The 16,900-nt window shown below is 73.3% G+C and carries 18 protein-coding genes and 1 tRNA gene; 14 read left to right on the top strand and 5 right to left on the bottom strand.

What is annotated here, in order from left to right:
• Positions 1-75: 75 nt before the first annotated feature.
• Positions 76-1,176, bottom strand: a complete 1,101-nt coding sequence (locus tag QUE38_RS03210; RefSeq protein ID WP_286310168.1) for an ABC transporter ATP-binding protein — start codon at positions 1,174-1,176, stop codon at positions 76-78.
• A gap of 248 nt (positions 1,177-1,424) precedes the next feature.
• Between QUE38_RS03210 and QUE38_RS03205 the strand changes: the two genes are divergently transcribed.
• Together QUE38_RS03205 and QUE38_RS03200 are read left to right on the top strand one after the other, a co-directional pair.
• The gene (locus tag QUE38_RS03205; protein ID WP_286310167.1) at positions 1,425-2,336 is read left to right on the top strand and encodes a DsbA family protein; all 912 of its coding nucleotides are present in this window, start codon (positions 1,425-1,427) and stop codon (positions 2,334-2,336) included.
• An 82-nt stretch (positions 2,337-2,418) separates the two neighbouring features.
• A tRNA-Thr gene (locus tag QUE38_RS03200) sits at positions 2,419-2,491 on the top strand.
• 69 nt (positions 2,492-2,560) lie between these two features.
• Here the strand turns inward: QUE38_RS03200 and msrB are convergent.
• Positions 2,561-2,962, bottom strand: a complete 402-nt coding sequence (gene msrB, locus QUE38_RS03195) for a peptide-methionine (R)-S-oxide reductase MsrB (protein WP_286310166.1) — start codon at positions 2,960-2,962, stop codon at positions 2,561-2,563.
• Between the two features lie 160 nt (positions 2,963-3,122).
• Between msrB and QUE38_RS03190 the strand changes: the two genes are divergently transcribed.
• The 10 genes from QUE38_RS03190 to QUE38_RS03145 all read left to right on the top strand — a co-directional run bounded on the left by QUE38_RS03190 (position 3,123) and on the right by QUE38_RS03145 (position 13,546).
• Complete coding sequence (locus QUE38_RS03190; protein WP_286310165.1) at positions 3,123-3,407, top strand: DUF3263 domain-containing protein; 285 nt, start codon at positions 3,123-3,125, stop codon at positions 3,405-3,407.
• 22 nt (positions 3,408-3,429) lie between these two features.
• On the top strand, positions 3,430-3,975 hold the full coding sequence (locus QUE38_RS03185) for a LytR C-terminal domain-containing protein (RefSeq protein WP_286310163.1): 546 nt from the start codon (positions 3,430-3,432) through the stop codon (positions 3,973-3,975).
• Positions 3,976-4,178: 203 nt separating this feature from the next.
• Positions 4,179-4,382 carry a cold-shock protein gene (locus tag QUE38_RS03180; protein ID WP_153685455.1) on the top strand — a complete coding sequence of 68 codons (204 nt, stop codon included), beginning with the start codon at positions 4,179-4,181 and terminating at the stop codon, positions 4,380-4,382.
• Positions 4,383-4,563: 181 nt separating this feature from the next.
• Complete coding sequence (gene groL, locus QUE38_RS03175) at positions 4,564-6,186, top strand: chaperonin GroEL (protein WP_286310161.1); 1,623 nt, start codon at positions 4,564-4,566, stop codon at positions 6,184-6,186.
• Positions 6,187-6,312: 126 nt separating this feature from the next.
• Positions 6,313-7,692: an NAD(P)-binding protein gene (locus QUE38_RS03170; RefSeq protein WP_286310160.1), complete on the top strand. Its 1,380-nt coding sequence runs from the start codon at positions 6,313-6,315 to the stop codon at positions 7,690-7,692.
• 58 nt (positions 7,693-7,750) lie between these two features.
• Entirely contained in the window at positions 7,751-8,854 is a 1,104-nt protein-coding gene (locus QUE38_RS03165; RefSeq protein WP_286310159.1) for an acetamidase/formamidase family protein, read from the top strand.
• Entirely contained in the window at positions 8,847-10,082 is a 1,236-nt protein-coding gene (locus QUE38_RS03160; protein ID WP_286310158.1) for an amidase family protein, read from the top strand. Before QUE38_RS03165 ends, QUE38_RS03160 begins: the two co-directional genes overlap by 8 nt.
• A 94-nt stretch (positions 10,083-10,176) precedes the next feature.
• Complete coding sequence (locus tag QUE38_RS03155) at positions 10,177-11,373, top strand: pyridoxal-phosphate-dependent aminotransferase family protein (RefSeq protein ID WP_286310157.1); 1,197 nt, start codon at positions 10,177-10,179, stop codon at positions 11,371-11,373.
• Positions 11,370-12,692, top strand: a complete 1,323-nt coding sequence (locus QUE38_RS03150) for an allantoate amidohydrolase (RefSeq protein ID WP_286310156.1) — start codon at positions 11,370-11,372, stop codon at positions 12,690-12,692. The genes QUE38_RS03155 and QUE38_RS03150 overlap by 4 nt, the downstream gene beginning before the upstream one ends.
• An 8-nt stretch (positions 12,693-12,700) precedes the next feature.
• Positions 12,701-13,546 (top strand): MurR/RpiR family transcriptional regulator, encoded by an 846-nt coding sequence (locus QUE38_RS03145; RefSeq protein ID WP_286310155.1) that lies wholly within the window; start codon positions 12,701-12,703, stop codon positions 13,544-13,546.
• A 17-nt stretch (positions 13,547-13,563) separates the two neighbouring features.
• Here the strand turns inward: QUE38_RS03145 and QUE38_RS03140 are convergent, their stop codons facing one another.
• A complete protein-coding gene (locus QUE38_RS03140; RefSeq protein ID WP_286310154.1) occupies positions 13,564-14,127 on the bottom strand; it encodes a nucleotidyltransferase family protein in 564 nt (187 codons plus the stop codon).
• A 16-nt stretch (positions 14,128-14,143) separates the two neighbouring features.
• Between QUE38_RS03140 and uraD the strand changes: the two genes are divergently transcribed.
• A complete protein-coding gene (gene uraD / locus QUE38_RS03135; RefSeq protein WP_286310153.1) occupies positions 14,144-14,656 on the top strand; it encodes a 2-oxo-4-hydroxy-4-carboxy-5-ureidoimidazoline decarboxylase in 513 nt (170 codons plus the stop codon).
• Positions 14,653-14,994: a hydroxyisourate hydrolase gene (uraH, locus tag QUE38_RS03130; protein WP_286310152.1), complete on the top strand. Its 342-nt coding sequence runs from the start codon at positions 14,653-14,655 to the stop codon at positions 14,992-14,994. Before uraD ends, uraH begins: the two co-directional genes overlap by 4 nt.
• A 14-nt stretch (positions 14,995-15,008) precedes the next feature.
• Here the strand turns inward: uraH and QUE38_RS03125 are convergent, their stop codons facing one another.
• Both QUE38_RS03125 and allB read right to left on the bottom strand, forming a co-directional pair.
• Positions 15,009-15,536 (bottom strand): nucleoside deaminase, encoded by a 528-nt coding sequence (locus QUE38_RS03125; RefSeq protein ID WP_286310151.1) that lies wholly within the window; start codon positions 15,534-15,536, stop codon positions 15,009-15,011.
• On the bottom strand, positions 15,533-16,894 hold the full coding sequence (gene allB / locus QUE38_RS03120; RefSeq protein ID WP_286310150.1) for an allantoinase AllB: 1,362 nt from the start codon (positions 16,892-16,894) through the stop codon (positions 15,533-15,535). The genes QUE38_RS03125 and allB overlap by 4 nt, the downstream gene beginning before the upstream one ends.
• Positions 16,895-16,900: the final 6 nt, after the last annotated feature.

Raw genomic sequence — 16,900 nt, 5'->3', positions numbered from 1 at the left:
GTACTGGACGAGAACGGCGAAGCCGGCCGGAGCCCGAGGGCGCCCGACCGGCTTCGCCGTGTCTGCTTCGGTCGGTCAGCTGACCACGGCCTGGTGGCCGAGGCGCTCGCCGCTCTCCGCGTCGAAGACGTGCACGTGACGCGGCGTCGGCATGAGCCACACCTTGTCGCCGGCGTCGGGGTGGGTGCGGCCGTCGACGCGGGCCACGATGTCGGTGCGCTTGCCCTCGACCGTCGAGTGGCCGTACAGGTAGCCGTCGGCGCCGAGCTCCTCGACGAGGTCAACGTCGACCTCGAGGCCCTCGCCCTGGGTCGTCGACACGACGATGTCCTCGGGGCGCACGCCCACGGTGACGGTGGGGCCGGATGCCTCGGAGATGACCTCGCGCTCGACCGGCACCACGGCCGAGCCGAACAGCACGCCGCCGTCCGCGACGTCCGCGTGGAACAGGTTCATCGCGGGCGAGCCGATGAAGCCGGCGACGAAGACGTTGCTCGGCATCTCGTACAGGTCGCGCGGGGTGCCCACCTGCTGGAGCAGGCCGTCCTTCAGCACTGCGATGCGGTCGCCCATGGTGAGCGCCTCGGTCTGGTCGTGCGTGACGTAGACCGTGGTGACGCCGAGGCGGCGCTGGAGCGAGGCGATCTGGGTGCGGGTCTGCACGCGGAGCTTCGCGTCGAGGTTCGACAGCGGCTCGTCCATGAGGAAGACCTGCGGCTGGCGGACGATCGCGCGGCCCATGGCGACGCGCTGGCGCTGGCCGCCCGAGAGGGCCTTGGGCTTGCGGTTGAGGTACGGCTCGAGGTCGAGCAGCTTCGCGGCCTCGAGCACGCGCGCGGCGCGCTCGTCCTTGCCCACGCCCGCGATCTTGAGCGCGAAGCCCATGTTCTCGGCGACGGTCATGTGCGGGTACAGCGCGTAGTTCTGGAAGACCATCGCGATGTCGCGGTCCTTCGGCGGCACGTCCGTGACGTTGCGGTCGCCGATGAAGATGTTGCCCTCGTTCACCTCCTCGAGACCTGCGAGCATGCGCAGGGAGGTGGACTTTCCGCAGCCCGAGGGGCCGACGAGGACGAGGAACTCGCCGTCTGCCACCTCCAGGTCGAGCTTGTCGACTGCGGGGCGGGTGCCGCCGGGGTAGAGGCGGGTTGCCTGGTCGAACGTGACAGACGCCATTGTTCTTTCTCCTTCACCGGCAGGTACGTGCCGGACGATCCGTTGTGAATGGAATGCGTCGACGCCGCCATGGCATCGACACGCGCCCCAGTATGCCATGCTCCGCACGGGATGCGAACCCGAGCGCTGAGGAAGGCTCGCGTTCTCCCCATCCAGCGCGTGTTTGGACGATTCCCAGCGTGCGGCCCTACGATCGTCTCTTGCGTTCGCAGGGATCCTGCGCGCCCACAGCATACGGAGACCAATCGATGACCTACGGCGGATCGGACCGACCCACCAAGAACGAACGGCGCGAGGCGGCTCGCGAGAAGGCCCGACAGCTTCGCGACCAGCAGCGCAAGCGGGAGCGTCGGAACAAGTTCCTCATCCAGGGCGGCGTCATCGTGGCCGTCGTCGCGATCGCCGCGCTGATCGGCACGCTCATCTGGCAGAACATCCAGCCGGAGGGTCCCGGCCCCCGCAACATGGCCAGCGACGGCCTCCTCTACGACGTCGGCATGACCCCCGTCGAGACCGTCGCGCTGCAGCCCGACGAGGAGCCCACGGCGACCGTGCCGGACGAGAGCGGCACCGTCGCCAACATCGTCACGTACGTCGACTACCTCTGCCCGTTCTGCGGCCAGTTCGAGACCACCAACGGCGACCAGATCCGCACCATGGTCGAGTCGGGCGCCGCGACCATCGAGATCCACCCGGTTGCGATCCTCACCAACCGCTCCGCGGGCTCGCAGTACTCGCTGCGCGCGGCCAACGCGGCCGGCTGCGTGGCGGATGCCTCGCCCGAGCAGTTCTACGACTACAACGCGCTGCTCTTCGCGAACCAGCCCGAGGAGGGCACCACGGGCCTCAGCAACGACGAGCTCAAGGCGCTCGCGGCGGATGCCGGCGTCACCTCGCTCTCGAGCATCGAGCAGTGCATCGACGACACCGAGTTCAAGAGCTGGGTGCAGGACGCCACGAACCGCTTCCTGTCCGAGCCCATCCCGAACTCCGACATCGAGACGCAGCAGCGCGGCACCCCGACCGTCGTCGTGAACGGCAAGCAGTACACGGGTTCGCTCACCGACCCGGCCGAGTTCGCGTCGTTCGTGCTCCAGGCGACCGCCGACACGTACACCGAGGCGACCGCGACGCCGACCCCGGAGCCCGACGACGAGTGATCGTCCGCTGAGTGATGCGGCAGGGGCCCGGCGTGCGCGCCGGGCCCCTGCCGTATCATGAGCGATGGCCCGCGAGGGCCAGGCCGGCTTGGCGCAATCGGTAGCGCAACGCTCTTGTAAAGCGTAGGTTGCGGGTTCGAGTCCCGCAGCCGGCTCCGCGTGATCGGGCCGGGGCGACGGATGCCCGTGGGCAGACGCCCCGTCAGTCCTCCGGAGACGCCCGGTCAGTCCTCCGGCGTGAACTCGAGTGCGATCGAGTTCATGCAGTAGCGGTCGCCGGTCGGCGTGCCGAACCCGTCGGGGAAGACGTGGCCCAGGTGCGACCCGCACGACGCGCAGCGCACCTCGGTGCGCTCCATGCCCAGCGAGTGGTCCTCGAGCAGCTCCACCGCGTCGGGGCGCACCGACTCGTAGAAGCTCGGCCAGCCGCATCCGCTGTCGAACTTCGTGCCGCTCTTGAACAGCTCGGCGCTGCACGCGCCGCAGGTGTAGACGCCCGCGCGCTCCTCGTCGAGCAGCTCGCCGGTCCAGGGGCGCTCGGTGCCCGCCTCGCGCAGCACCGCGTACCGCTCCGACCCGAGCTCGTCGCGCCACTCGTCGTCGGTCTTCCGGACCTCGTAGCTCATCGTGTTCCCTTCGTCGGCGTCATCCTAATCGCGCCCGACCGGCCTGCCGTCCGGGCGCGTCGCAGGAGGCAACATGCATCGGCCCCGGCATGTTCCCGCGTGACGCGGCCGGCGCGCGCCTAGGATGGCCGCTGATCCATCGGAGCCGGAGGGAGCGCGCATGACAGGGGCGGCGGACCGGCCGGACGGGCTCTCCGAGCGCGACCTGCGCGTGCTGGAGTTCGAGCGGGAGTGGTGGTCGCACGCCGGCGCGAAGGAGGAGGCCATCCGCGACGCGTTCGGCTTCGGTCCGGCCCGGTACTATCAGGTGCTCGGTGCACTGATCGACTCGCCCGACGCGCTGCGCCACGACCCGATGCTGGTGAAGCGGCTGCAGCGCCTGCGGGAGTCTCGTGCCCGAGCCAGGTCGCGTCGTGCGTTGTCGTACGGCCGCACCGGCGATTGACCGCTGACCCGACTGGACCCCGATGGCAGAGAAGTACCCCCGAGACCGGTTCGACGAGATCCCCGACTCGATGCATCGCGTGGGCGCGCACCGCGCCCCGGTGCGGCGGCGGTCGGCGTGGGCCGGGTTCGGGTGGGCGGTCTTCGCGACCGTGGTGCTCGCGGGGTTCGGCATCGCCGCGGTGATGGCGCTCGACGACCGGCTCTTCCCGTCGGACGTGCCCGTGCCGGTGGAGACTCCCGAGGTGGTCGTGACCGCCGAACCCACGGTCGACCCGAGCGTGCCGGTGACCGTGCTGAACGGCACGACCGAGGCGGGGCTTGCCGCGTCGACCGCGGAGGTCATCGCCGAGGCGGGCTTCACCGTCGGGGTGACCGCCAACGCGAGCGACAACGACATCGAGACGACCGTCGTCTACTACGCGCGCGAGGAGCTCGAGGGCGCCGCCCGCGGCGTCGCCCAGGCGATCGGCACGACCGAGGTGCGCATCTCGGAGGAGTTCGCCGCGACCGGGGCCGAGCTCGTGGCGGTGCTCGGGGCCGATCACGTCGAGGACACCGCCCCGTAACCATCACGTAAATTGTTGCCGTTCTGCGACCTGCCAGCCTGTGGGAACCGGTTCGGGACCCCCTCCGCTGGCTAGTATCTGGCTTGGTCGGTACTTCCGTGTGAGCCCTCCCGCCCGACCGCGGGACCTCGTCCAGCACGTTCGTTCGGCCCGGTACAGGCGAGAGGCACGTGCTGCACGACCACGGCAATCAGGAGCAAGGCATGGCGAACGGAACCGTCAAGTGGTTCAACGCTGAAAAGGGTTACGGATTCATCACCGTCGACGGTGGGGGGCAGGACGTCTTTGTCCACTACTCCGCCATCGACATGGCCGGGTACAAGGTGCTCGAGGAGGGCCAGCAGGTCGTCTTCGAGGTGGGCACCGGGGCCAAGGGCCCGCAGGCGGAGTCGGTCCGCCCGGCCTGACCCACCCGCCCCCGAGCGTCCGGCGCGCCGTCGAGTTCCTCGACGGCGCGCCGTCGTGTCTTCGGCGCCGCCGTGCGCTTGCACTCTCCGGATCAGAGTGCCAGAATCGTTCTGGCACTCGTCTCAATCGAGTGCTAATCCATCGAATCTTCCAACGTCCGAGAAAGGACGAGAGAACCACATGGCAAAGATCATCGCATTCGACGAAGAGGCCCGTCGCGGTCTCGAGCGCGGCCTCAACACGCTGGCCGACGCCGTCAAGGTGACCCTGGGCCCGCGCGGTCGCAACGTCGTGCTCGAGAAGAAGTGGGGCGCGCCCACCATCACGAACGACGGCGTGTCGATCGCCAAGGAGATCGAGCTCGACGACCCGTACGAGAAGATCGGCGCCGAGCTCGTCAAGGAGGTCGCCAAGAAGACCGACGACGTCGCGGGTGACGGCACCACCACCTCGGTCGTGCTCGCCCAGGCGCTCGTGCGCGAGGGCCTCCGCAATGTCGCCGCCGGCGCCGACCCCATCTCGCTCAAGCGCGGCATCGAGAAGGCCACCGACGCCGTCTCGGCCGAGCTGCTGAACGCCGCCAAGGAGATCGAGACCAAGGACGAGATCGCGGCCACCGCGTCGATCTCGGCCGCGGACCCGCAGATCGGCGAGATCATCGCCGAGGCGATCGACAAGGTCGGCAAGGAGGGCGTCGTCACCGTCGAGGAGTCGAACACCTTCGGCACCGAGCTCGAGCTGACCGAGGGCATGCGCTTCGACAAGGGCTACCTGTCGGCGTACTTCGTCACCGACCCGGAGCGCCAGGAGGCGGTCTTCGAGGACCCGTACATCCTCATCGTCAACAGCAAGGTCTCGAACATCAAGGACCTGCTGCCGATCGTCGACAAGGTCATCCAGACCGGCAAGCAGCTGCTCATCATCGCCGAGGACGTCGACGGCGAGGCGCTCGCCACGCTCGTCGTGAACAAGATCCGCGGCATCTTCAAGTCGGTCGCCGTCAAGGCCCCCGGCTTCGGCGACCGTCGCAAGGCGCAGCTGCAGGACATCGCGATCCTCACCGGCGGCCAGGTCATCGCCGAGGAGGTCGGCCTCAAGCTGGAGAACGTCGAGCTCGACATGCTCGGCCAGGCCCGCAAGGTCGTCATCACCAAGGACGAGACGACCATCGTCGAGGGTGCCGGCGACACCGAGCAGATCGCCGGCCGCGTGGCCCAGATCCGCTCGGAGATCGAGAACACCGACTCCGACTACGACCGCGAGAAGCTGCAGGAGCGCCTCGCCAAGCTCGCCGGCGGCGTCGCCGTCATCAAGGCGGGCGCGGCCACCGAGGTCGAGCTCAAGGAGCGCAAGCACCGCATCGAGGACGCCGTCCGCAACGCGAAGGCAGCCGTCGAGGAGGGCATCGTCGCCGGTGGTGGCGTGGCCCTCATCCAGGCCGGTGCCAAGGCGTTCGAGACCCTCGCGCTCGAGGGCGACGAGGCGACGGGCGCGAACATCGTGCGCGTCGCGATCGAGGCCCCGCTGAAGCAGATCGCCCTGAACGCCGGCCTCGAGCCGGGCGTCGTGGCCGCCAAGGTCGCCGAGCTCCCCGCGGGCCACGGCCTCAACGCCGCGACCGGCCAGTACGGCGACCTCGTCGCGCAGGGCATCATCGACCCGGCCAAGGTCACCCGCTCGGCGCTGCAGAACGCCGCGTCGATCGCCGGCCTGTTCCTCACCACCGAGGCCGTCGTCGCCGACAAGCCGGAGAAGAACGCTCCCGCCGTGCCGGCCGACCCGACCGGTGGCATGGACTTCTAGTCCCACCCGGCCGGCGGATGCCGGCGCAGCGAAGGGCGTCTCCCCGACGGGGAGGCGCCCTTCGCCCGTTCCCGCGGCTCGAGCGCGCCTTGACGCCGGACTCCCGCCCTTGGTGTCATGAGACGCATGACCGTCAGCGTGGACGCCGACTACCTGGTCGTCGGGGCGGGGGCCATGGGCATGGCCTTCCTTGACGCGCTCGTCGACCACTCCGACGCGACGGTCGCCCTCGTCGATCGTCGCCACGCCCCGGGCGGGCACTGGCTCGCCGCCTATCCGTTCGTGCGACTGCACCAGGCATCCGCGCTCTACGGGGTCGCCTCCACGCTGCTCGGCGACGGGCGCGTGCAGGAGCGCGGTCCCGAGGCAGGCCTGCAGGAGCGGGCGACCGCGCCCGAGATCCAGGCGTACTACCGGCGGGTGCTCGACCGCCTCGAGTCGACCGGTCGGGTGCGGTTCTTCCCCGGGTGCGAGTACACCGGCGGCACCGGGTTCCGCTCCCGGGTGAGCGGGCGCGAGTACTCCGCCCGCGGCGCCCGCCTGGTCGACGCGACCACGCTGTCGGGCAGCATCCCGGCCGAGTTCCCGCCGCCGTTCGGGGTCGAGCCGGGTGCGCGGGTCGTCCCCGTGGGCGACCTGGCCGGCATCTCGCACGCGCCGCGGCAGGTCGTCGTGGCCGGGGCCGGGAAGACCGCGATGGACGCCTGCGTGTGGCTGCTGCAGCAGGGCGTCGACCCGGGCGCGATCTGCTGGGTGCGTCCGCGCGATGCGTGGATGATCAACCGCGCGCTCGTGCAGCCCGACCCGGCGATCTTCCTCGGCATGGCCGCCGACACCATGGAGGCCGCCGCCCTCGCGACCTCGCCCGACGACGTCTTCCTCCGCATGGAGGAGCGCGGGGTGATGCTCCGCATCGATCCGGACGTGCGGCCGACGATGGCGAAGACCCCCACGATCGCGCAGTGGGAGATCGACCTGCTGCGGACGGTGACCGACGTGGTGCGACGCGGGCACCTGCTCGCCGTGGCACCGGGCCGACTGCGCTTCGCCGACGGCGACGTGCGGATCGACCCCGATGCGCTCGTCGTGCACTGCGCCGCGCCCGGGCTGCGACCGGGCTACCGGCCGCAGCCCGTCTGGCAGGACGACGCCATCCGGCCGCAATCGGTCCGCATCGGCTTCCCCTGCCTCGGCGCGGCGATGTGCGGATACGTCGAGGCGACCCGCGACGCGGACGACGAGAAGAACGCGATCTGCGTGCCGACGCCGTACTCCGACAACCCGACCGACTGGCTGACCATGCAGGTCGCCGGTTCGGCGGCCTCGCGGGCGCTGGGCGGTGCGCGGGACGTGAAGGCCTGGGCCGACACGACGGCGCTCAACCCGGGTCGCATCCTGCCCGAGCGCGCGGGCGACGCGGACGTGGCCGCGGTCGTCGAGCGGATGCGCGCAGCCATGGGCCCCGGGCGCGAGCGCATCGCGGCGCTGCACGCCGAGTACGCCTGAGCGCGACGCGGTCGGTACGCTCGACCGACAGCGTGGCGGTGCGGGACGGAGTGCGTGCATGGGCGGATATCGAGGAGTGCTGCAGTCGGGCGCCGAAGTCGACGGCGGGCGGCCGTACCTGCCCGCGGAGGTCGGCGCGCTGCACTGGGGGCGCCTGCCGGCGCGCGGGGACGCGCCGGTGCTCACGATCGACCCGGGCGACGAGGTCGTCGTCGACACCGTGAGCCACGAAGGCATCCTCGAGGACCAGGGGCGGGACCCCGTCGCCTTCTTCGCGGCGCACGGCGTGGACCGCGACCAGGTGCTGGAGGAGGCGGCCGGGCTCGCGGCATCCGACCACCCCCGCGACCCCGCGACCGACGGGCCGCACGTCGTGACCGGCCCGATCCACGTGCGCGGTGCGCGCCCCGGCGACCTGCTGCAGCTCACCGTGCTCGACACGACGCCCCGGGTGCCGTACGGCGTCATCTCGAACCGGCACGGGCGCGGGGCGCTCCCCGGCGAGTTCCCGCGCGGCGAACACAACGTGAGCGTGTTCGCGCCGATCGCGCAGGGTGCGGGCGGTGACTGGTTCGGCGCCCTGCCGCTCGACGACGGCGGCGAGCGTGCGGTGCGATTCCCGCTCGCGCCGTTCTTCGGCATCATGGGCGTCGCCGTCGACGCAGACGCGCGCCCGCACTCGGTGCCGCCCGGCGCGCACGGCGGCAACATCGACATCAGGCTGCTCACCGAGGGGGCGTCGCTCTACCTGCCCGTGCAGGTGCCCGGCGCGCTCGCGTACCTCGGCGACCCGCACTTCGCGCAGGGCGACGGCGAGGTCGCGCTGACGGCGCTCGAGGCGTCGCTGCGCGGCACGATCCGGTTCGACGTCATCGCGCGCGAGGACGCCGTGCGCGAGTTCGGCGACGTCGCCGCCCCGCTCGCGGAGACGAGCGACTACCTCGTCCCCACTGGCATGGACGAGGACCTCGACCTGGCGATGCAGGACTGCGTGCGCAACGCCGTCGCGCTGCTCGGCGCGCGATACGGCATGGCGCCGCACCTCGCGCTCGCGTACCTCAGCGCGGCGACCGACTTCGACATCTCGCAGGTCGTCGACCTCGTGAAGGGCGTGCACGCCCGCATCCGCACCGCCGACTTCCGCGAGGTGCGGCGTGGATGAGTGGCCGCCGCGCGACGTCGACGGCAGCGTCTGGCGCGTGGTGGGCGACCCGTTGCTGCCGGCGAGCGGGTCCGGCGCGCTCGACGGGCGGACGGTCGCGGTCAAGGACGTGTTCGCCGTGGCGGGGCATCCGATCGGCGCGGGAGTGCCGGAGTACCTCGCCGGGGCCCCGGTCGAGCCCCGGTCGGCCGTCGCCGTCGAGGCGCTGCGGGCCGCCGGTGCGTCGGTGCGGGGTATCGCGCGCACCGACCAGTTCGCCTACAGCATCGCGGGGCGCAACCCGGCGTACGGCACCCCGCCGAACCCCGCCGTGCCCGGTGCCGTCTCGGGCGGCTCGACGAGCGGGCCGGCCGCCGCCGTCGCGCTCGGCCAGGCCGACATCGGGCTCGGCACCGACACGGCCGGCTCGATCCGCGTGCCGGCGTCGTACCAAGGGCTGTGGGGCCTCCGCACCACGCACGGCGCCGTCGACCGCGCCGGCGTGCTGCCCCTCGCGCCGCGGTTCGACACCGTGGGGTGGCTCACGCGCGACCGAGCGACGCTCGAGGCGGCGGCGCGGGCGAGCCTGCCGCGTCCCGAGCCGGGGTCGGATGCGGGTGGGTCGACCGATGCGGGAGCGCCGGCGCTGCTCGTGGCGCCGTGGCTGCTCGAGGGGCTCGGCCCGGGCGTGCGGTCGGCGTTCGAGGCCGGCGTGGCGGCGCTGCGGCGGTCGGGCTGCGACGTGCGGGAGTTCAACGGGCGCGCGCTCGGCTCCGGTCCGCTCGACGACCTCTTCGCCGCCTTCCGCACGGCGCAGGCCGCCGAGGCGTGGCGCGCGCACGGTGCATGGATCGCCGCGCACCCCGGCGCGCTCGCCGTCGACGTGGGCGCGCGGTTCGCGTGGGCGTCGGGGGTGACCGCCGAAGAGGAGGCCGCCGCGATCGAGGAACTCGACGCCGCGCGGGGCGACATCGACGCCGTGCTCGGCGACGGGCTGCTCCTGCTGCCGTCGGCGGCCTCGGTCGCGCCCGCGCTCGACGCCGAGGGCGCCGACATCGAGGCGGTGCGCGCCGCCACGCTGCGCATGACCGCGGTCGCGGGGGCGACCGGGCGGCCCGCACTCTCGATCCCCGGGCTCGAGGTCGACGGCGCCCCGCTCGGCACCTGCGTGGTGGGCGCACGCGGCGGCGACCTCGGCCTCATCGCCCGGGCGGGCGCCTGGAGCGAGGCGCTCGCGCAACGCGACTGAAACAACAGTTGCGTAGACTTGGCTGCTGAAACACTCGACTCAGCAGGAGGACGCCATCCGCGCCGCACCGATCAACCCGCCCACCCGCCTGCTCATGGGGCCCGGCCCCGTCAACGCCGACCCGCGCGTGCTCCGCGCCATGTCGGCCCAGCTCGTCGGCCAGTACGACCCGTCGATGACGGCGTACATGAACGAGACCATGGAGCTGTACCGCGGCGTGTTCCGCACGCGCAACGAGGCCACGCTGCTCGTGGACGGCACCTCGCGCGCCGGCATCGAGGCGGCGATCGTCTCCCTCGTCGAGCCGGGCGACCGCGTGCTCGTGCCGATCTTCGGCCGGTTCGGCCACCTGCTCGCCGAGATCGCGGGCCGGGCGGGCGCCGAGGTGCACACGATCGAGACCGAGTGGGGCGGGGTGTTCGCCCCCGAGCAGATCGAGCAGGCCATGCGCGAGGTGCGGCCGAAGCTGCTTGCGGTCGTGCACGGCGACACCTCCACCACGGTCGCGCAGCCGCTCGACGAGCTCGCCGCGGTCTGCGCCGAGCACGGTGCCCTGTTCTACACCGACGTCACCGCGTCGCTCGGCGGCAACGACTTCGAGATGGACGCGTGGGGGCTCGACGCCGCGACCGCCGGGCTGCAGAAGTGCCTCGGCGGGCCGTCGGGCAGCGCGCCGATCAGCCTCTCGCTGCGCGCGGTCGAGCGCATCGAGTCGCGCAAGAGCATCGAGGCGGGCATCCGCTCGGAGGGCGACGCCGTGCGCGCCGACCCCATCCGCTCGAACTACTTCGACCTCGGCATGATCCTCGACTACTGGGGCGAGAAGCGGCTCAACCACCACACCGAGGCGACCTCGATGCTCTACGGCGCGCGCGAGTGCGCACGCCTGCTGCTCGACGAGGGCATGGACCGGGCGATCGACCGCCACCGGGTGAACGGCGCGGCGATGGCGGCGGGCGTGGCCGCCATGGGGCTCGGGCTCTTCGGCGACCAGGCGCACCGCATGCACAACGTCGTCGGCGTCGTCATCCCCGACGGCATCGACGGCGAGCGCGTGCGCGGCGCGCTGCTCGCGGACTTCGCGATCGAGATCGGCACGAGCTTCGGCCCGCTGCACGGGAAGATCTGGCGCATCGGCACGATGGGCTTCAACGCCCGGCGCGACGCGGTGCTCACGACCCTCGCCGCGCTCGAGCAGGTGCTGCGGGCCGAGGGGCATGCGGTCACGGCGGGCGCGGGCGTCGCTGCGGCGCGCGAGGCCTACGCCGATGCGGCCGGGGCCGGCGCATGAGCGACCGGCTGCGCCCCGGTTCGCTCGCGATCGCCGAACGCATCCTCGACCGCTGCGACCGGCTCGGCACCGTCACTTCGACGCCGGGCATGATCGAGCGCGTGCACCTCAGCGCGGAGCACCGCGAGGTGAACCGGCTCGCGGCCGGCTGGATCGGGGAGGCGGGGCTCGAGACCTGGCAGGATGCCGCGGGCAACCAGTGCGGCCGGCTCGAGGGCGAGCGGCCCGACCTGCCCGCGCTGCTCATCGGCTCGCATCTCGACACCGTGCGCGACGCGGGCCGGTACGACGGCATGCTCGGCGTGCTGCTCGCGATCGAGGTCGCCGCGCGCATCGCGGCCAGCGACGAGCCGCTGCCGTTCGCGCTCGAGGTGGTCGCGTTCAGCGACGAGGAGGGCACCCGGTTCGGCAGCGCCCTGGCCGGCAGCCGCGCGCTCGCCGGCGAGTTCGCCCCCGACTGGTGGGAGTACCGCGACGCCGACGGGCTCACCTTCGCCGACGCGAGTATCGACTTCGGGCTCGATCCCGGGCGCATCGGCGCCGCCGCGCGCCGCCCCGAGGCGCTCGTCGGCTACCTCGAGGCGCATATCGAGCAGGGCCCGTACCTCGAGGACGCCGATCGGGCGCTCGCCGTGGTGCCGACGATCGCGGGCGCCCGCCGGTTCGCCCTCACCATGACCGGCGTCGCGGGCCACGCCGGCGGCACCCCGTACGCACGCCGCCGCGACGCCCTCGTCGGCGCGAGCGAACTGGTCACCGCCATCGAGCGCATCGGCATCGACTCGGGCACGATCGCGACCGTGGGGCACCTGCAGGCGTACCCCGGCGGGGTCAACGTCATCCCCGGGCGGGTCGAGTTCAGCCTCGACCTGCGCGCCGAGTCGAACGAGGCCCGCGACGCGGCCTGGGACGAGATCGAGCGCACGGCCCGGGAGATCGCCGGCCGCCGCCGGCTCGCCTTCCACGCGGACGAGCGATACCGCGCCGACGCCACCCCGTGCGCCGACTGGCTCCAGGAGGCGGTGGCCGGAGGCATCCGCTCGACCGGCGACGACGACCCGATGCGCATCTGGAGCCGCGCCGGCCACGACGGCATGGCCGTCTCGGCGGTCACCGACATCGCCATGCTGTTCGTGCGGTGCGGACGCGGCGGCATCAGCCACCACCCGGACGAGACCGTGACCCGGCGCGACACGGCGCTCGCGCTCGACGCGCTCGAGCAGGCGGTGCTCGCGGTCGCCGAGCGCGTGCGCGCAGAGCCCGACCGGCTGGTCACCCCGGCACCGCCCGAGCCGCACGGGGTCGGGCTGCACCGATGACCGAGCGGATGCCCCGCACCATCGCCGAGCGCATCGACGGCGCGTTCGACGAGCTCACGCCGCAGGAGCGACGCGTGGCGGATTTCGTGCTCGATCATCCGGGCGAGCTCGCGGTGTACAACGACAGCGAGGTCGCGCGCATGGCCGGGGTGTCGAAGGCGACCGTGAGCCGGCTGTACCGGCGGCTCGGATTCTCGGGGTCGGCCGAGGTGCGCGACCACGTGCGGGCACTGCGCAGCTCGGGCACGCCGCTCGGGCACGCGGGCGTGCCGGCCACCGCGCCCGAGGGCGTGTCGGCCGTGCTCGAGGCCGAGCGGACGAACCTCGCGCGGCTGCTCGACGGGCTCGCCGACGGCGTGCTCGAGCGGGTCGCCGCACAGCTGCGCGAGGCGCGCACGGTGCTCGTCGTCGGCTACCGCAACGGCTACCCGGTCGCGCTGCACCTGCGCGAGCAACTCGCCCAGTGCCGGCCCGGCGTGCGCGTCGCCCCGCAGCCCGGGCAGTCGATCGGGGAGGAGCTCGCCGACCTCGGGCCCGGTGACGTCGCCGTGCTCGTCGGCCTGCGCCGGCGGCCGGCCGGGTTCGCGCAACTCGTGGCGACCGCCGCGGAGACGGGCGCCGAGGTGATCGCGATCGTCGACCCGGCGGGGGCGGATGCCGCGGGCACGGCCGGCACCGTCATCGAGTGCCCCGTCGACGGGGCCGGCGCCTTCTCGAGCTACGCGAGCGCGATGAGCCTCGTGAGCCTGGTCGCGAGCGCGGTGCTCGCGGGTGGGCTCCGCGCCGGGCGCACGCGCATCGCGCGCATCGACGGCTCGTACGATCGGCTCGGCGAGGTCGAGACGCCGGGCTGAGCGCCCGGGCCGAGCGCTCAGCGGTCGCGATCGAGGCCGTCGGCGAGGTCGCCGCACTCGACCGCGACCGCGCCGTGAGTGCGGAGGTACGCGCCCGCCCCCTCGTCGCCGTGCAGGTCGGCGCGCAGCCCGGGCCAGTGCGCCCGGCCGATGAGCACGGGGTGACCCGGTCGGCCGCGGAAGACGGCGCGGGCGAGGGACGCGGACGGGTCGTCGGCCGCGGCGTCGAGCACCCGGCGGCCGACGCCCGCGGGCAGCCCCGGCAGGTCGACCAGGGTGAGCAGCACGGCGTCTGCCGGGGTGCCGGCGGCCGCCTCGAGCGCGGCGCGCACGGTCGACCCCAGACCCCGGCGCCAGCCCGGGTGCACCACGATCGTCGCGTCCGACGGCACCAGCTCGCGGGCCGCGTCGGCCTCGGCGCCGAGCACGACGAGCACCGACGGGCAGCCGGCAGCGCGCAGCATCCGCACCGACTGCTCGACCCACGGCGTTCCGTCGGGCTCGCGCACGAGCGCCTTCGGGCGGCCCATGCGACTGCCCCCGCCCGCGGCGAGCACCACGCCGAGCACGTCACCTGCCATCACTACAGTGGACCACATGCCAGCGCCGCACACGCCAGACGCCTTCCGGGCCGACCTCGAGGCCTGCCTGCACGTCGAACGGTTCGTCGACGAGGTCGCCGCGGGCGCACCGTACGCGTCGTTCGACGCGCTTCGGGCCGCGGCCGCGGAGTCGGCCGCGCGACTCACGCCGGCCGAGGTCGACGAGGCGATGGCGAGCCACCCGCGCATCGGCGAGCGGCCGACCGGGCAGGGCACCGCGCAGTCGTTCTCGCGTGCCGAGCAGGCGTCGGCCGACGCCTCGGACGAGGCGCTGGCTCGGGCGATCGCCGAGGGCAACGCGGCGTACGAGGAGCGGTTCGGGCGGGTGTTTCTCATCCGCGCGGCCGGGCGCAGCCGTGCGGAGATCCTCTCGGAGCTCCAGCGGCGGATCGCGCTCGACGACGCCGAGGAGCTCGGGATCGTCGCCGACCAGCTCGCGCAGATCGCGCTGCTGCGGCTCGAGCAGCTCTACGGCGACGCGGCCGCGCCGATCGGGGCGGCGGCATGAACGCCGGACGCAGTCACGTCACGTCGCACGTGCTCGACGCCGGCACCGGACGGCCCGCGGCCGGGGTCGGCGTGCGGCTCGAGGCATCCGATGCCGGCACCTGGCACGAGGTCGGCGCAGGTGTCACCGACGACGACGGCCGGGTCGGCTCCCTGGGGCCTGCGCAACTGCCCGCCGGGCGCTACCGGGTGGTGTTCGACACGGCCGCGTACTTCGGCGACCGGCCCACCTTCTACGCCGAGGTGACGATCGACTTCCTGATCGACGACCCGGCGCAGCACTACCACGTGCCGCTGCTGCTCAGCCCGTTCGCGTACTCGACGTACCGGGGCAGCTGAGCCGCGCTGACGGGCTAGTAGTCGGTGCGGTCGGCCTTGCCGCGCCACGCGTCGAACGGCTCGGTCGACCCGTCGGGGCGCAGCTGCTCGACCGGCGTGTCCCACGTGGCGCGGTCGCGCGCGAACATCTCGTAGAACTCGCGGTCGTCGAACCCGCCGTCGGCGGCGTCGTGGCGGTCGGCCGCGTAGACGATGCGGTCGACTCGTGCCCAGAGCGCCGCCGCGAGGCAGAGCGGGCACGGTTCGCACGACGAGTAGAGCGTCGCGCCGGCGAGCGAGAAGTCGCCGACGGTGCGGCAGGCCTCGCGGATGACGCACACCTCGGCGTGCGCCGTCGGGTCGAGGTCGCGGGTCACGCGGTTGCCGCCCGCGGCGAGCAGCCGGCCGTCGCGTACGAGCACGGCGCCGAACGGGCCGCCGCCGTCGGCGACGTTGCCGGTCGCGAGCTCGACGGCCTGCGCGACCCAGTAGGCGTCGTCGCGGGGTGCGTCGCGGGTCTCGTCGCGCGTCTCGTCGCCGGGAGTCGGGTCGTCGGCGGTCATCGGGTGCTCCGTTCGGTCGGGCGGTCGAGGAGGCGCCCGGCGGGCGGGCCGTCGGGGTCGACGGGCGTGCCGCGCAGCCAGACGCGCTCGGCGACGCCGATGCGCGCCATGCCGTCGTAGGCCGACACGGGGTTGCGGTGGCGCAAGGCGGCCGCGTCGACCGTGAACCCGGCGTCGGGGGCGAACGCGACGAGGTCGGCGTCGGCGCCGACCGCGATGCGGCCCTTGGCGGCGAGCCCCACGAGGTCGGCCGTCGCCCGGGCCATGCGGTCGACGACGAGCTCGAGGCCGATGCCGCGTCGCCGCGCCTCGGTCCAGACGTTCGCGAGCGCGAGCTGCAGCCCAGAGATGCCGCCCCACGCGCGCCCGAAGTCGCCGTGGAAGCCGAGCTTCAGCTCCGCGGTCGCGGGGGAGTGGTCGGACACCACGCAGTCGAGCGTGCCGTCGACGAGCCCCGCCCAGAGCAGGTCCTGGTTGGCCTCGTCGCGGATCGGCGGGCAGCACTTGAACGCGGTCGCCCCGTCGGGGATGTGCGCGAGGTCGAGCGTGAGGTAGTGCGGGCAGGTCTCGGCCGTCAGGCGCAGGCCCTCCGCCTTCGCCTCGGCGATGAGGGGGAGCACGGCGGCGGACGACACGTGCAGGACGTGCGCACGACCGCCGGTGCGCCGGATGCCGTCGACGACCCGTCGCACGGCGGCGAGCTCGGCCTCGGGCGGCCGCGACTCGGCGAACCGGGCTGCGCTCGGCCCGCCGTCGTTGGCGTGCGCGTCGAGCACGGCGGGGTCCTCGGCGTGCACGATGAGCAGCCCGTCGAACGCGGCGAGCTCGTCGAGCGCCGCGTCGAGCCCCGCGGGGTCGAGCGGCGGGAACTCGTCGACGCCCGACGGCGAGAGGAACGCCTTGAACCCGAACACGCCGGCGTCGTGGAGCAGGCGCAGCGCGCCCAGGTTGCCCGGCACCGCACCGCCCCAGAACCCGATGTCGACGTGCGCCGCCGGTGCGGCGGCCGCGCGCTTCACCCGCAGCGCCTCGGGATCGATCGTCGGCGGGATGCTGTTCAGCGGCATGTCGATGATGGTCGTGACGCCGCCGGCCGCCGCCGCGCGGGTCGCCGTGTCGAAGCCCTCCCACTCCGTGCGGCCGGGCTCGTTGACGTGCACGTGGGCGTCGACGATGCCCGGCAGCAGCACGCGACCGCCGTCGACGCGGGTGGTCTCGCGACCGCGCAGGCCGGTGCCGCCCGGCGCCACGGCGGTGATCACGCCGTCGTCGACGGCGACCTCGGCGGGGCCGAACCGGCCGTCGACGAGCGCCTGGTCGGCGAGCACGACGAGGTCGTGGAGTGGGGTATCGGGCATGTCTCC

This window comes from Agromyces mangrovi, assembly GCF_030296695.1.
In the GTDB taxonomy this organism is placed as follows: Bacteria; Actinomycetota; Actinomycetes; order Actinomycetales; family Microbacteriaceae; genus Agromyces; species Agromyces mangrovi.
Note: the sequence above shows the minus strand (reverse complement) of the source record. Positions and strands in the feature narration are given on the sequence as shown.